Raw genomic sequence first — 13691 nt, forward strand, 5'->3', positions numbered from 1 at the left:
CGGCAGGTCGCTCTGAGGGATGTGTCAGGGGCCGCCTGTAGAGTTGTGGGAACAGAATCCGGCCCGTACCCGTTATGCACTCTGTCAACCACCGCGGCGACGAGTCCGGTCGGATGTTCGGCAAGAAAGGATCCGCATGACTCTTCTGCGAATCGAGCTAGGCGATGCGCTGCGCACTGCACGCCGACGCCAGGGCCGGACGCTGCGCGAAGTGTCGTCCGACGCCCGGGTGTCGCTCGGCTACCTCAGTGAGATCGAGCGCGGTCAGAAGGAGGCCTCCTCGGAGCTCCTCGCATCGATCTGCGGTGCCCTCGACATGCCTGTCTCGATCCTCCTGCGCGATGTGAGTGACCGTTTCGCGCTCGACGAAGGCGTGGCGATCCCGGACACGGTTCCGGTGGAGCTGTCCCGTCGGGTGCTGTCGGAGGACCCTCTGGCGGACGGTCGCGCCATGGCGAGTCGGGTCTGAACCCGCGCCGTGCGTCACGCGCTCTACTGGGAGCTCATGGAGGACGAGTTCGGCCGTGCCCGGGCCTCGTCGCTCCACACGGACCTCGCCCTCAGCAGCCTGGGCTCACGCACTCCCTCGGAGGCATTCGAGGCCGGCTTCGGCCCGCGTGAGGTGTGGGCGGCCGTCTGCGACGCGGCCGGCGTTCCCGAAGAGCGTCGGCTGGGGCGGGACAAGCCCCGCTCAGCGCCCCTGTGATGCGAGCGGCTCCTCTTCGGACACGAGGGCCTCTCCGTGGGCCGCGTTCACGGAGAGGCGCGTCCACGGAGAGGCGTCTGGATCGGCATCACCCTCTGCGCGCCGCCCCTGCACGGGACGGCGCGCAGTCGTGGTTCGGCCCCGACACGCCTGCGTCTGCGTTCGAACACGTGTTCCCATTGCGGTAGTCTTGGAGCCGCCGCGCCGCGTCGATCCGCCTGGGGACGAAGGGCGCGGCCGTACACAGATTCGGAGCGCTCGCGGTGCCGTGTCCGTGCCGGTGCCTACGCTGGTGCAGACAACCAGGGCAGATCCGCTGGAGGAGGAGACATGGCAGGGAAGAACACCCGCACGCCGCGCACAGCAGGTGCGGACAAGGCGAAGGCGCTCGAGGCCGCGATGGGCCAGATCGACCGTCAGTACGGCAAGGGCGCGATCATGCGACTGGGTGAGGAGACGCGTGCTCCCATCGAGGCGATCCCCACCGGGTCCGTCGCGCTCGACATCGCGCTGGGCATCGGCGGGCTGCCGCGCGGTCGAGTGGTCGAGGTCTACGGACCGGAATCCTCGGGCAAGACGACTGTGGCGCTGCATGCGGTCGCGAGCGCTCAGAAGGCAGGCGGCATCGCTGGGTTCATCGATGCCGAGCACGCCCTGGACCCGGAGTACGCGAAGAAGCTCGGTGTCGACACCGATCAGCTTCTCGTGTCGCAGCCGGACACGGGTGAACAGGCGCTGGAGATCATGGACATGCTGATCCGCTCGGGTGCGCTGGACATCATCGTCATAGACTCCGTCGCCGCGCTCGTGCCCAAGGCAGAGATCGAGGGGGAGATGGGCGACTCCCACGTGGGTCTGCAGGCGCGACTCATGTCGCAGGCTCTGCGCAAGATCACCGGAGCTCTCGCCAGCTCGAAGACGACCGCGATCTTCATCAACCAGCTGCGTGAGAAGGTGGGCGTCTTCTTCGGGTCGCCGGAGACCACGTCCGGCGGCAAGGCGCTGAAGTTCTACGCATCCGTGCGTCTGGACGTCCGTCGCATCGAGACGCTGAAGGAAGGCGGCGACGCGGTGGGCAACCGCACGCGCGTCAAGGTCGTCAAGAACAAGATCGCGCCGCCCTTCAAGCAGGCGGAGTTCGACATCATCTACGGCCAGGGGATCTCCCGCGAAGGCAGCCTCATCGATATGGGCGTCGACAACGGGATCGTCCGCAAATCGGGCTCCTGGTTCACGTATGACGGTGATCAGCTGGGCCAGGGCAAGGAGAACGTGCGCAACTTCCTCCGCGATAACCCGGGGCTCGCAGAGGAGATCGAGCTGAAGATCAAGCACAAGCTCGGCCTCATCATGGAACCGGCTGCAGAGGCCGCGGACACTGCGGAGGCGGGCTCGACCGACGGGCCGACAGAGGCGGCTCCGGCGCCGGCAGACGCGGAGTTCTGACCCGATGGGGGAGCCGGACGACCGGCAGTCACTGCTCGACTCCCTCCAGCGGGCGATCGACGCGGTACCGGAATCCCCCCGTGTCGATGTCCGCGGGGTCGGTGACGCACACAGCGCTGCCGGCCCCACGGGCGCGCTGAGTGTCGAGGCACCAGCTGTCGAAGCCCCGGGAGCCGGTGGTGCGGGAGGCGACGGGCCGTCCGGTGAGGAATCGGACGAGGCTGACTCCGGGGGCGAAGACCAGGCCTTCGGCGAGGCGACGAAGCGGGCATACGCGATCCTCGCGCTGCGTGATCACAGCCGCGCGGAACTGCGGCAGAAGCTCGTCCGCAAGGGATGCGAGGCGCACATCGTCGATCGACTGCTCACGCGTCTCGACGCCGCGGGTCTTGTGGACGACGCACGCTTCGCGGAGCAGTTCGTGAGGTCGCAGCGGGAAGGCCGGGGGAAGTCGCTCTCCGCCATCACTCGCGCTCTGCGCGACAAGGGCGTGTCGGACGAGCACGTGCGGACCGCCACAGAGGAACTGGGCGACGACTTCCCCCTGGCTCTGGCCGCGGCCAGGAAGAAGGCGGCTGGGACTCGCGGCCTCGCCCATGACGTGCGGCTGCGCAGGACGCTCGGTCTGCTGGCCCGGCGCGGCTTCGGCGGTTCCGTCGGACGCCGGGCAGCAGAGCAGGCCCTCGCAGAGGAGCCGGGCGACGACAGGGACTAGGCGCCTCCTGCCGCAGCTCGGACGACGAAAGCCGGCGCGACGGCGGGGGAGCGGCTTCGACCCGGTCGCCTCCGGTAACGGGTTGGTGACAGATCGCGCATCAGCCGCAGGTGAGGCGAGAGGAACTCGTAGGCTGGCCGTTCCACGGTTCGACGATGACGTTCGGTCCGTGCGTCCGCGAGGAACAGGAACGACGATGTCCGCTGATCATGTCCGCGTCGCGCACTCCCGCACGCATGTCGACGGCATGCTGCCTCTCGACTCCGCAGAACACCTCGCTCCGTGCGTGGCGGCCTATTTCGGGCTGCCGGTGTCTGCACTGCTCATCACGCCGGTGAGTGTCTACGGGGACGGCAGCGGTGCGATCCTCTCGTTCGGCACCGACCCCGCCGGTGGTCCGTGCCAGCAGGAGTCCGGTCGTGCAGACCACGTGTTCGTCTCCGTCGTGTCCTCGGACACCGAACCGCGCGATCACTCCCTGGACGCCGTCCGCGAGGAGTACGACCATCCGGGAGTGCGCATCGTGCCCCTCGATTCCCCCGGCTGGACCTATGCGTACTCCGCGATCGTCGACGCCGGATCGCTGTTCATCGGCGGAGCGGTGACACGATTCGTGAAGATCGACGGTGCTGCGACCCTGGCCGTGGCCTTCAGAGGGGTCAACGGCCCTCTCGACCACGCCGCGACCCGTGCTGTGGCGGATGACATCCTCGCGGCGGTGGGATGGTCGGACGACGGACGGCTGAGCCGCCCCGGCATGTGAGCATCCGCGAGGTCTGTGTGCGCCGGCAGACGGTCGAGGTCCTCCATCGGTAGGATGGTGCCGCCATGACTGAGATCTCTCCCGTCGCCCTCGCGCCTGCCCCAGCAGCCCCTCAGACGTACGAAGTGAAGACGTACGGCTGTCAGATGAACGTCCACGATTCGGAGCGCCTGTCCGGTCTGCTCGACGGTGCCGGCTATGCGCCGGCGGCCGACGGGGAACAGGCGGACATCGTCGTCTTCAACACGTGTGCGGTGCGCGAGAACGCGGACAACCGTCTCTACGGCAATCTCGGCCGGCTCTCGCACGTCAAGGAGGAGCGGCCGGGCATGCAGATCGCGGTGGGCGGATGCATGGCGCAGAAGGATCGCGACGAGATCGTGAAGAGGGCGCCCTGGGTCGATGTCGTCTTCGGCACCCACAACATGGGCTCCCTCCCGGTCCTCCTCGAGCGCGCGCGGCACAACGCAGAAGCCCAGGTGGAGATCCTCGATTCCCTCGACGTGTTCCCCTCGACGCTCCCGACCCGCCGTGAATCGACGCACTCCGGGTGGGTCTCCATCAGCGTGGGGTGCAACAACACCTGCACGTTCTGCATCGTCCCGTCCCTGCGCGGCAAGGAGAAGGACCGCCGACCGGGGGACATCCTCGCGGAGGTCGAGGCTCTCGCTGCGGACGGCGCGCTGGAAGTCACCCTCCTGGGTCAGAACGTCAACTCCTACGGAGCGGAGTTCCGTGACAAGGGTGCGTTCGCGAAGCTGCTGCGCGCTGTCGGTCGGGTGGAGGGGATCGAGCGCGTCCGCTTCACCAGTCCGCACCCTGCCGCGTTCTCGACCGATGTGATCGACGCGATGGCAGAGACGCCTACCGTGATGCCGCAGCTGCACATGCCCCTGCAGTCCGGCTCCGACACGATCCTCAGAACGATGCGGCGGTCCTACCGGTCCTCACGGTTCCTCCGCATCCTCGAGGAGGTGCGGGAGCGCATCCCGCACGCCGCGATCACGACGGACATCATCGTCGGCTTCCCCGGTGAGATGGAGGAGGACTTCGAAGCCACACTCGACGTCGTGCGCGCGTCCCGCTTCTCCCAGGCCTTCACCTTCCAATACTCGATCCGTCCGGGCACCCCCGCCGCCACCATGCCCGACCAGGTGCCCAAGGAGATCGTGCAGGAGCGCTTCGAGCGCCTCGTCGCGCTGCAGGACAGGATCTCCCACGAGCAGAACCGGGCGCTCATCGGCACCCGACAGGAGGTGCTCGTGCATTCACTGCCCGACGCGCAGCACGGACGGTTCTCCGGCCGGGCGGAGGACCACCGGCTCGTGCACGTCGGTGTGGCGGAGGGCGCGGCGGTGCCTCGTCCCGGCGACGTGGTCTCCGTCGTCATCGATGACGCCAAGCCGTACTTCCTGCTGAGCGATTCCGGGTACTCGATCCGCACGACCCGCGCGGGCGACGCCCACGATCGCTCGCAGGCGGATTCCTGCGGTGCGCCTGCGGCGGGCCCGGGACGCGTGCCGGCGGCCACGTCACTCGGGATGCCGACCCTGCGCGTGGGCTTGGACGGGTGAACCGATCGTGCTCGTCATCCCCGGCACAGCCCTCCTGCTGGAGGGCGTGGACCAGCGCGAACCCGCAGCGATGCGGGAGTTCCGCGAGGAGCTGCACCGCCTCCTCGACCGTGCGCAGACGTGGAGGGTGGCGATCCCGGGCCCGCGGGTCCCGGCCCTGCTGAGTCTGGGCGGCCTCGGGATCGGGACAGGGGTCCGGATCGATCGCACCGGCGACGACTGCGTCGTGACCGCATCCGACGTCCTGCGAGGAGACGACCTCGCTGCCGAGGTCGGGAGACTGCGCGGCGATCGCGCTGTCGCGGCAGACGACGACTGCGAGATCCCGCTCGGCATCGCAGTCGCCGTGCTCGCCGCACTGGAAGCGTCGCGCACAGTACAGCTCGTGCCGACGCCCGCTGGTCGCGCTCCGCTGGCAGCGGGTCATGCGGAGCCTCTGCTCGTCCCCCTCGACTTCTCCGGGGCGGCCCACCCCGACGCACCGCTGGAGCCCCGCCCCGGTGCAGCGGACTTCGACGACCGACTGGAGCGAGCGCTGACCGGACCCGTCGACACGACGAACCTGTCCCTGCTGCACAGCGAGGCGGCTGCTGCGGCGGCGTGCACGGAGGCACTGGCCGCCGTGGACCTCATCGACGCCTATGCGCGGACCGTCGCCGCCGTCGATGTGCACCACGTGCGGTATCGGCTCATCGCGGTCGTGCCCGCCGACGTGCTCGCGCGTCCTGCCGGCACACCGGCGGAACACCCAGCACGGTCCGCGAAGCAGCGCGCATGAAGCGACCGCTCGTCACTGTGGTCGGACCCACCGCCACCGGGAAGTCGGACCTCGCGATCGCGCTCTGCCGACGCATGGGCGGAGAGATCGTGAACGGTGATGCCCTGCAGCTGTATCGCGGGATGGACATCGGAACGGCGAAGCTGCCGCTGGAGGAGCGCGGCGGAATCACGCACCATCTCGTCGACGTGCTCGACATCGCAGAGGAGTCGAGCGTCTCCGGGTTCCAACACCTCGCACGGCGGGCGATCGAGGACATCGAAGCACGGAGCCGACGGCCCGTGCTGGTCGGCGGCTCCGGGCTCTACGTCCGTGCGGTCACCGATGACATCCGCTTCCCCGGGACGGATCCGGGCGTGCGCGCACGTTTGGAGGCCGAGGCAGAATCGCAGGGAGCCGCCTCACTCCACAGCAGGCTGCGCGCGCTCGATCCGCCGGCGGCCGACAAGATCGCGCCCGGGGACACGCGACGGATCGTCCGAGCCCTCGAAGTCATCGAGATCACCGGATCGCCGTTCACCGCCCACCTCCCGGACTACACCTACGTGCGGCCCACCGTGCAGATCGGACTCGTGCTCGACCGGGGTGTCCTGCACCGCCGGATCGAGGACCGCGTGCACCGCATGTGGGATGCGGGGTGGGTCGACGAGGTCGTCGGGCTCCGCTCCGCGGGCCTGCACGCCTCCTCGACCGCGGGTCAGGCGATCGGCTACGCGGAGATCATGGCGCACCTCGACGGCACCATGACGCGGGAGGACGCGATCGATCGGACGATCATCCGCACGCGGCAGTTCGCGAAGCGGCAGGAGACGTGGTTCCGACGGGATCCCCGCATCCACCTCCTGTCCGCCGACTCCCCGGACCTCGTGGAGCGGGCCCTGAGCCTCACGCCGTAGACTGCGCGCGTGAGCACAGCCAGGGTGACCAAGGGACACGGTTCGGCCAATGACTTCGTCCTCATCGACGATCCGCACGCCGACGCACGACTCGACGCGGAGGCCGTCCGCGAACTGACCGACCGGCGACGCGGGATCGGCGGTGACGGAGTCATCCGCGTCGTGCGGTCGAGCGCGCTCATGGACGGTGAACACACCGCAGACCATGCGGGTGCCGCCGCCGCAGCAGGGGCGGAGTGGTTCATGGACTACCGGAATGCCGACGGGTCGATCTCAGAGATGTGCGGGAACGGAGTCCGCGTCTTCGCGCACTACCTCGTCGAGAACGGACTCGTCGATGCCTCAGCCCCCATCCTCGTGGGCACCCGCGGCGGCATGAAGACGGTCACCGTGGTCCCGGACCCCGCCGGGGGGCCCGCTCCGTGGTATCGGGTCGACATGGGTGCCTGGGACCTGCCCGCGGCGCGGACCGGGGACGCGGAGCTCGGTGCCGACTCGATCGTCACCACTCGCGGTACGGACGTCGCCCGCCCAGCGGTGAGCGTTGACATGGGGAATCCGCACACCGTGGTGGCCCTGCCCTCGCTGCACGAGCTCATCAGTGCCGACCTGGGAACCGTTCCGGATGTGGACCCCGTTCCGCCGCACGGGACGAACGTGGAGTTCATCGTCGTCGACGCCGATGGCGACGATGATCCCCGCACCGGTCGCCTGCGCATGCGGGTGCACGAGCGCGGCGTGGGGGAGACGATGGCCTGTGGGACCGGTGCGTGCGCTGCAGCGCTGGCCGCACGCTTCTGGGCGGGTCACGAGGGGCCCGTCGACTGGACGGTGGACCAGCCGGGCGGGCCCGTGCGGGTCGAGATCGAACCCGACCGCGTGTTCCTGTCGGGTCCCGCGGTCCTCGTCGCCGAGGTCAGCCTCCTGGACACCGCCACCGGCGACTGACGCACGCGACCCACACATGACCCCGCGGGTCGGCTTCCCGACCTGCGGGACCGGCGATCCGTCGGTTCAGGCGGCTCGATCGACGCGGAGGACGCGGAATCCCTTCGCAGTGGCGGTCCGCTCAGCTGAGAACTCCGCACCCAGCTCGGAGTCCAGCCACCGCAGGAGCGAATCGGCGCCCAGCTTCTTCGCGGCGACGAGGTGGGCGCTCGCACCCGGCTCCAGTCGGGGCAGCCACGTGAGGAGCATGTCGTGGAGCACCGCCTTGCCCACCCGGATCGGGGGGTTCGACCAGATCGCTGAGAAACCGAGATCCGCGGGAACATCGGCGACCGTCACAGCGTTCACGTTCGTGAGCCCCAGCGCCGCGGCGTTGTCGGCGGTGAGCTGCAGCGCCCGTTCATTGACGTCCAGCGCCCAGACCCGGACGGCGGAATCTGCTCCTCGCGCTCGCAGTGCGGCATCCAGGGAGATAGGACCCCAGCCGCATCCCAGATCGAGCAGATCGCCGCTCGGTGGCTCCGGGACGTGGTCCAGCAGGACCCGCGTCCCGGTGTCCACGTGCTCGGGCGAGAAGACGCCGCCCGCGGTCGTGACGTCGACGTCACGACCTGCCAGCCGAACGGTGCGACCCCGGCGTTCGGCGGCGCTCGCAGGTGCCGCGGAGAAGTAGTGATCGGCCATGGGGGAAGTATAGGCGCTGTGGGAGAATGATCATCCATCGCAGAGAGGGAGTACATGACGCAGATCGATGACGGGGCCACCCACTCGGATGCCACCGAACCGGGCTCGACCGGTCGGCGCGACGAGTCCGGGGACCGAGTGATCGACCGCATCCTCGGACGGGCCTCGGCGCTGGACGCCGGAGGCGTCTCGCACGATGAGGCGTCGCAGCTGGACGCCCTCGACAGGTCCGCGCTGCGGAGGGTGGGCGGTCTGTCGACCGAACTCGAAGACGTCACCGAGGTCGAGTACCGACAGCTGCGTCTGGAACAGGTCGTCCTCGCCGGACTCTACGGTCAGGGTCGCACCGCGGAGGCGGAGACGAGCCTCCGCGAGCTCGCCGCGCTGGCAGAGACCGCGGGCTCCACCGTCCTCGACGGGGTGCTGCAGAAGCGCGACAAGCCCGACCCCGGGACCTACCTGGGCAGCGGCAAGGCCCGCGAGCTGCGCGACATCGTCGACGCGGTCGGGGCGGATACGGTCGTCGTCGACACGGAGCTCGCTCCCAGCCAGCGACGAGGGCTCGAGGACGTCGTGAAGGTCAAGGTCATCGACAGGGTCGCCCTCATCCTCGACATCTTCGCGCAGCATGCGAAGTCACGCGAGGGCAAGGCGCAGGTCGAGCTTGCGCAGCTCGAGTACCTCCTGCCGCGACTGCGCGGCTGGGGCGAGTCGATGTCGCGTCAGGCGGGCGGCCGCGTCGCCGGAGGCGCGGGCATCGGCTCGCGCGGTCCCGGCGAGACGAAGATCGAACTCGATCGCCGGCGGATCCGCACGCGGATGGCCAGGCTGCGCAAGCAGATCCGCGCGATGGCGCCTGCGCGGGAGACGAAGCGCGCCGACCGCACCCGGAACGCGATCCCGTCGGTCGCCATCGTCGGCTACACGAACGCGGGCAAGTCCTCACTGCTCAACCGCCTCACGGACGCAGGAGTGATGGTGCAGAACCAGCTCTTCGCCACCCTCGACCCCACTGTCCGCAGGGCGGAGACGGACGAGGGCCGCGTGTACACGCTCACCGACACCGTCGGCTTCGTGCGGAACCTCCCGCACCAGCTCGTCGAGGCCTTCCGCTCGACACTCGAAGAGGCGGCGGGAGCGGATCTGGTCCTGCACATCGTGGACGGTTCGCATCCGGACCCCGGTGGGCAGATCGCCGCTGTGCGCGAGGTCCTCGCGGACGCGTCTGCAGCGGATCTGCCGGAGCTCCTCGTGTTCAACAAGGCAGACGCCGCGGAACCCGCGGCCCTGTCCGGACTGCTGCTGGACCACCCGGGATCCCTCGCCGCATCAGCGCAGACGGGAGCCGGACTGGACGAGGTGCGTGCGGCGATCGCGCGGCTGCTTCCGACGATGGCGCACGAGCTCACGGTCCTCGTGCCGTTCGACCGTGGAGAGCTGGTGAGCCGCATCTACGATCGGGGGACCGTCCTCGACGAGCGGTTCCTCCCCGAAGGCACACTCCTCCAGGCCCGGGTCGACGAGGCACTCGCAGCAGAGCTCGCGCCGTACGTCCAGCCGGACATGTATGCAGGGGGAGGTCCTGCTCCGCAGTCGTCGGACAGCGGTGACCGGAGCGCGCCCCAGGACGACGAGGGGTGACCGACACTCCGGACCTCCTCGCATCCGCCGTCCGAGCTGTGGGCGGCAGCGAGCGAGAAGGTCAGAGGACCATGGCCGAGGCCGTTGCGAGCTCTCTGGACCGCGGCAGCCACCTGCTCGTGCAGGCGGGGACGGGTACGGGGAAATCGCTCGCGTATCTGGTTCCGGCGCTCGATCACGCGACCCGGACCGGCGATCGGGTGATCGTCTCCACCGCGACACTCGCGCTGCAGGCGCAGATCGTGGATCGAGACCTGCCCCGACTGGTGCGCGCCGTCAAGGACGACCTCACCCGCAAGCCCTCCTTCGCCGTTCTCAAGGGGCGCAGGAACTACGTCTGCCGGCACAAGCTCGACGGCGGCTATCCGGAGGACGGCGCGGGGACGCTCTTCGACTTCGGAGCCGACGAGGCCGCCTCGCGGCGCGCCGGTGACGGGAGCGCCTCTGCGAGTGCGCTGGGGGAGGAGATCCAGCGCATCCGCACGTGGGTGCGCACGACGGAGACCGGTGACCGCGACGACCTGACGCCGGGGGTCTCCGACCGCGCGTGGTCCCAGGCGTCCGTCAACGCGTTCGACTGCCTCGGATCGAAGTGCCCGGCGTTCGAGGAGTGCTTCGCGGAGATGGCGAAGATCCGCGCCGGCGGTGCGGACGTCGTCGTCACGAACCACGCTCTGCTGGCGATCGACGCGTTCGGGGACCACACGGTGCTCCCCGAGCACTCCGCCGTCATCGTCGACGAGGCGCACGAACTGCGGGATCGCGTGACGAACGCGCTGTCCGGGACACTCACCGCGGCGATGATCGACCACGCCGCATCGTCGGTGCGGCGGACGGGACTCGTGCAGGACGGTGTGATCGGGCTGCTGGAGAGCGCGGGCGCACGGCTGGAGAAGGCGCTGGAGTCGGCCGAGGACGGGCTCATCGATCGCTGGCCAGAGGCGCTCGCTGTGGCCGTGGCGCACGTGCGGGACACCTCTCGCCAGCTCATCGCCGACCTCGGCTCCGGTTCCTCCGGCGGCGATGCGGACCCCGATGCGGGCCGGCAGCTCGCACGTGCGCGGGCGCTCGAGGTCTTCGAGGTCGCGTCGCGCCTCGCTGATGATGCGGACAACGACGTCGCGTGGGTCTCGCGATCGACCTTCCGCGAACGGACCACTGCCTCTCTCGTCGTCGCGCCGCTCTCCGTCGCGGGGACGATGCGGTCGGGGATCTTCGAGAAGTCGACCGTCGTCGCGACGTCCGCCACGCTGGCACTGGGGGGACGATTCGAAGCCGTCGCCGGGGCCCTGGGGCTGGGTGGGCCCGGTGCTCCGCGCTATGACGCGATCGACGTGGGCTCGCCGTTCGACTACACGCGACAGGGGATCCTCTACGTCGCCTCTCATCTGCCGCGGCCGGTGCGGAGCGGTGCCAGCGCGGAATCGCTCGACGAACTGGAGCGGCTGCTGCGGGCATCGGGCGGCGGTGCGCTCTGCCTCTTCTCGTCGCGAGCCGCGGCGACTCGGGCCGCCGAGGAGATGCGGGCGCGCACAGACCTGCCGATCCTCCTGCAGGGGGAGGACGGTCTGGGCTCCCTCGTCTCCCGGTTCTCCTCCGATGACGAGTCCTCGCTGTTCGGGACGCTGTCCCTGTGGCAGGGCGTCGACGTCCCCGGCCGCACCTGTCGGCTCGTCGTGATCGACCGGATCCCGTTCCCGCGTCCCGATGACCCACTGGTCCGGGCGCGGACCGAATCCGCTCAGCGGGCGGGCGGGAACGGCTTCATGTCCGTCAGCGCGACCCATGCTGCGCTCCTGCTGGCCCAGGGTGCGGGGCGGCTGGTCCGCTCGACGGCCGACCGGGGTGTGGTGGCCGTCCTCGACGAACGGCTGCGGAACGCGCGCTACGGCGGATTCCTGCTCGCCTCGCTCCCGCCCATGTGGAGGACGGAGGACCCCGAGCTGGTGCGCGGGGCCCTCGAGCGGCTCCGTGGAGCCGACTCCTGATGGAGGCGTGATGCGAGGGGCGGCCCCGCGACGTCGCGGGGCCGCCCCTGTCACGGCTCAGTCCACTTTGCGGATCACCGTGACGACGACTCCCATGATCGACGCGAAGTCGCCGTCGATCGGATCGTAGAAGCGGTTCTGCGGGAGGAGCCACTGCTTCCCGTCGGCACGCTTGAGGGTCTTGACGGTCGCCTCATCGTCCAGCAGGGCCGCGACGATCTGTCCGTTCTCCGCGTCCGGCTGCCGGCGCACGACGACGAAGTCGCCGTCGCAGATCGCGGCGTCCTGCATCGAGTCGCCCACGACGTTGAGGAGGAACAGCTCACCGGATCCGACCACCTGGCGGGGAAGGGCGAAGACATCGTCCACGTCCTGCTCCGCGAGGATGGGCCCGCCCGCCGCGATGCGCCCGACGACGGGCACCATCGCGGTGTTGGGCGACGGGTCGATGCCCTTGCGGACCTCTTCCGGTGGAGTGACGACCTCGATCGCCCGGGGGCGCTTGGGGTCACGACGGAGATACCCGAGCCGTTCGAGCTGGGAGAGCTGATGGGCGACCGACGACAGGGATGCGAGTCCCACGGCCCTGCCGATCTCCCGCATGCTCGGGGGATAGCCGTTGACGTACACCGCACGCTCGATCGTCTCGAGCACCAGGCGCTGACGCTGCGTGAGCCGACTGTCGCCCTCTGCCGCTGATCCCCCCGGCAGTTCGACCTCCTCGCCCTGCGCCCTGCGCACCACTTCGATCTCTTCGTCGAGTCCGCTCTTGCGCGGACGCCCCCTGCGACGCTGCTGCTGTTCCGGAGTCATCGGCGTTCCCCTCCCGAGCCTGACGGCTGCCGTAATCCTTCGCTTCTCACCTGCATGAACGCTGTGCTGCAGGGTTGTGTCCGTGCCTCGTGATCGACTCATCCACATGACCGCACCACTGACGTTCGATTCCCATCATCGCATATCCGTTCGAAACGGGCTGGACAAATCTTCGAACGCTGTGTTCAATAGTACACGTGTTCGAAAGCATGCGGTCGGGCGGCAGCCGGGCCGGATCCCCCATGGAGGTGACGACATGAGTGCTCCCGCTCTCACCCGCTCGACAGTCCGCGTCCCCACTGTCGGATCGCACGATCCGCTGCGTGCCCTCGAGGGCGCTGCGACGACCTCCGTCCGGGTCCCCGGTGCAGGTGTGCGTGCTGGATCGGCGAGTGCGTCGTCCACGTCGGGGAGCGCGGAGGCCCCGCACGGAGCCCGGGTGCCGCGACGCGTCCGGCTGGCGCGCACGCTGCTGCTGGGCATCGTGCTCATCGCGGTGCTCGTCGGCGTCTTCGCGGCCGCCTGGTCGCCCAGTGCGGCGGCGGACGACGAGGGTGTCGCAGCCGGCACCGTCACGGTCGTGGTGGCCGAAGGCGAGAGCCTCTGGTCTGTGGTCGGAGACCGTGGCTACGATCGTGACCCGCGCGTCGTGATCGATGAGGTCCACACACTCAACGGCATGGAGTCGAGCGTGGTCCACCCCGGTCAGAGGCTCGTGCTCCCTGCGCGGTAAACTCCA

14 protein-coding genes are annotated in these 13691 nt (G+C 69.5%); 12 read left to right on the forward strand and 2 right to left on the reverse strand.

What is annotated here, in order from left to right; all coding sequences use genetic code 11:
- The first annotated feature begins 19 nt into the window (after nt 1-19).
- The 9 genes from BJEO58_RS04605 (at nt 20) to dapF (ending at nt 7826) form a co-directional block, all read left to right on the forward strand.
- Nucleotides 20-469 (forward strand): helix-turn-helix domain-containing protein, encoded by a 450-nt coding sequence (locus BJEO58_RS04605; protein WP_373270404.1) that lies wholly within the window; start codon nt 20-22, stop codon nt 467-469.
- A 9-nt stretch (nt 470-478) separates the two neighbouring features.
- Complete coding sequence (locus BJEO58_RS04610; protein ID WP_101588123.1) at nt 479-706, forward strand: DUF3046 domain-containing protein; 228 nt, start codon at nt 479-481, stop codon at nt 704-706.
- A gap of 330 nt (nt 707-1036) precedes the next feature.
- Entirely contained in the window at nt 1037-2152 is a 1116-nt protein-coding gene (gene recA, locus BJEO58_RS04615) for a recombinase RecA (protein WP_101588125.1), read from the forward strand.
- A gap of 4 nt (nt 2153-2156) precedes the next feature.
- A complete protein-coding gene (locus tag BJEO58_RS04620) occupies nt 2157-2867 on the forward strand; it encodes a regulatory protein RecX (protein ID WP_101588126.1) in 711 nt (236 codons plus the stop codon).
- A 196-nt stretch (nt 2868-3063) separates the two neighbouring features.
- Entirely contained in the window at nt 3064-3630 is a 567-nt protein-coding gene (locus tag BJEO58_RS04625; RefSeq protein ID WP_101588128.1) for a hypothetical protein, read from the forward strand.
- Nucleotides 3631-3695: 65 nt separating this feature from the next.
- The gene (miaB, locus tag BJEO58_RS04630; protein ID WP_101588129.1) at nt 3696-5204 is read left to right on the forward strand and encodes a tRNA (N6-isopentenyl adenosine(37)-C2)-methylthiotransferase MiaB; all 1509 of its coding nucleotides are present in this window, start codon (nt 3696-3698) and stop codon (nt 5202-5204) included.
- Nucleotides 5205-5211: 7 nt separating this feature from the next.
- Nucleotides 5212-5982 (forward strand): hypothetical protein, encoded by a 771-nt coding sequence (locus BJEO58_RS04635; RefSeq protein WP_101588131.1) that lies wholly within the window; start codon nt 5212-5214, stop codon nt 5980-5982.
- Nucleotides 5979-6878, forward strand: coding sequence for a tRNA (adenosine(37)-N6)-dimethylallyltransferase MiaA (miaA, locus tag BJEO58_RS04640; RefSeq protein WP_101588133.1), 900 nt, complete (start codon nt 5979-5981; stop codon nt 6876-6878). Before BJEO58_RS04635 ends, miaA begins: the two co-directional genes overlap by 4 nt.
- 9 nt (nt 6879-6887) lie before the next feature.
- Nucleotides 6888-7826 carry a diaminopimelate epimerase gene (gene dapF, locus BJEO58_RS04645; RefSeq protein ID WP_246075972.1) on the forward strand — a complete coding sequence of 313 codons (939 nt, stop codon included), beginning with the start codon at nt 6888-6890 and terminating at the stop codon, nt 7824-7826.
- 66 nt (nt 7827-7892) lie between these two features.
- Here dapF and BJEO58_RS04650 read toward each other — a convergent pair whose 3' ends face one another.
- Nucleotides 7893-8510 (reverse strand): class I SAM-dependent methyltransferase, encoded by a 618-nt coding sequence (locus tag BJEO58_RS04650; protein ID WP_101588135.1) that lies wholly within the window; start codon nt 8508-8510, stop codon nt 7893-7895.
- Nucleotides 8511-8564: 54 nt separating this feature from the next.
- On the opposite strand from BJEO58_RS04650, the gene hflX reads away from it, so the two are divergent.
- Both hflX and BJEO58_RS04660 read left to right on the forward strand, forming a co-directional pair.
- A complete protein-coding gene (gene hflX / locus BJEO58_RS04655; RefSeq protein ID WP_101588137.1) occupies nt 8565-10151 on the forward strand; it encodes a GTPase HflX in 1587 nt (528 codons plus the stop codon).
- On the forward strand, nt 10148-12139 hold the full coding sequence (locus tag BJEO58_RS04660) for an ATP-dependent DNA helicase (RefSeq protein WP_101588139.1): 1992 nt from the start codon (nt 10148-10150) through the stop codon (nt 12137-12139). The genes hflX and BJEO58_RS04660 overlap by 4 nt, the downstream gene beginning before the upstream one ends.
- A 57-nt stretch (nt 12140-12196) precedes the next feature.
- On the opposite strand, the gene lexA is transcribed toward BJEO58_RS04660, so the two are convergent.
- Entirely contained in the window at nt 12197-12850 is a 654-nt protein-coding gene (gene lexA, locus BJEO58_RS04665) for a transcriptional repressor LexA (RefSeq protein WP_373270406.1), read from the reverse strand.
- A 358-nt stretch (nt 12851-13208) separates the two neighbouring features.
- Here lexA and BJEO58_RS04670 point away from each other — a divergent pair, with 358 nt between their 5' ends.
- Nucleotides 13209-13685, forward strand: a complete 477-nt coding sequence (locus BJEO58_RS04670) for a hypothetical protein (protein WP_101588142.1) — start codon at nt 13209-13211, stop codon at nt 13683-13685.
- Nucleotides 13686-13691: the final 6 nt, after the last annotated feature.

It is taken from the genome of Brevibacterium jeotgali, assembly GCF_900169175.1.
Taxonomy (GTDB): Bacteria; Actinomycetota; Actinomycetes; order Actinomycetales; family Brevibacteriaceae; genus Brevibacterium; species Brevibacterium jeotgali.

Bases quoted from the DNA above. Each gene is read 5' to 3' on its own strand.
- miaA (WP_101588133.1), top strand. From the start codon at position 5,979: ATGAAGCGACCGCTCGTCACTGTGGTCGGACCCACCGCCACCGGGAAG.
- recA (WP_101588125.1), top strand. From the start codon at position 1,037: ATGGCAGGGAAGAACACCCGCACGCCGCGCACAGCAGGTGCGGACAAG.
- BJEO58_RS04625 (WP_101588128.1), top strand. From the start codon at position 3,064: ATGTCCGCTGATCATGTCCGCGTCGCGCACTCCCGCACGCATGTCGAC.
- hflX (WP_101588137.1), top strand. From the start codon at position 8,565: ATGACGCAGATCGATGACGGGGCCACCCACTCGGATGCCACCGAACCG.
- BJEO58_RS04650 (WP_101588135.1), bottom strand. From the start codon at position 8,510: ATGGCCGATCACTACTTCTCCGCGGCACCTGCGAGCGCCGCCGAACGC.
- BJEO58_RS04605 (WP_373270404.1), top strand. From the start codon at position 20: ATGTGTCAGGGGCCGCCTGTAGAGTTGTGGGAACAGAATCCGGCCCGT.
- BJEO58_RS04670 (WP_101588142.1), top strand. From the start codon at position 13,209: ATGAGTGCTCCCGCTCTCACCCGCTCGACAGTCCGCGTCCCCACTGTC.
- BJEO58_RS04620 (WP_101588126.1), top strand. From the start codon at position 2,157: ATGGGGGAGCCGGACGACCGGCAGTCACTGCTCGACTCCCTCCAGCGG.
- miaB (WP_101588129.1), top strand. From the start codon at position 3,696: ATGACTGAGATCTCTCCCGTCGCCCTCGCGCCTGCCCCAGCAGCCCCT.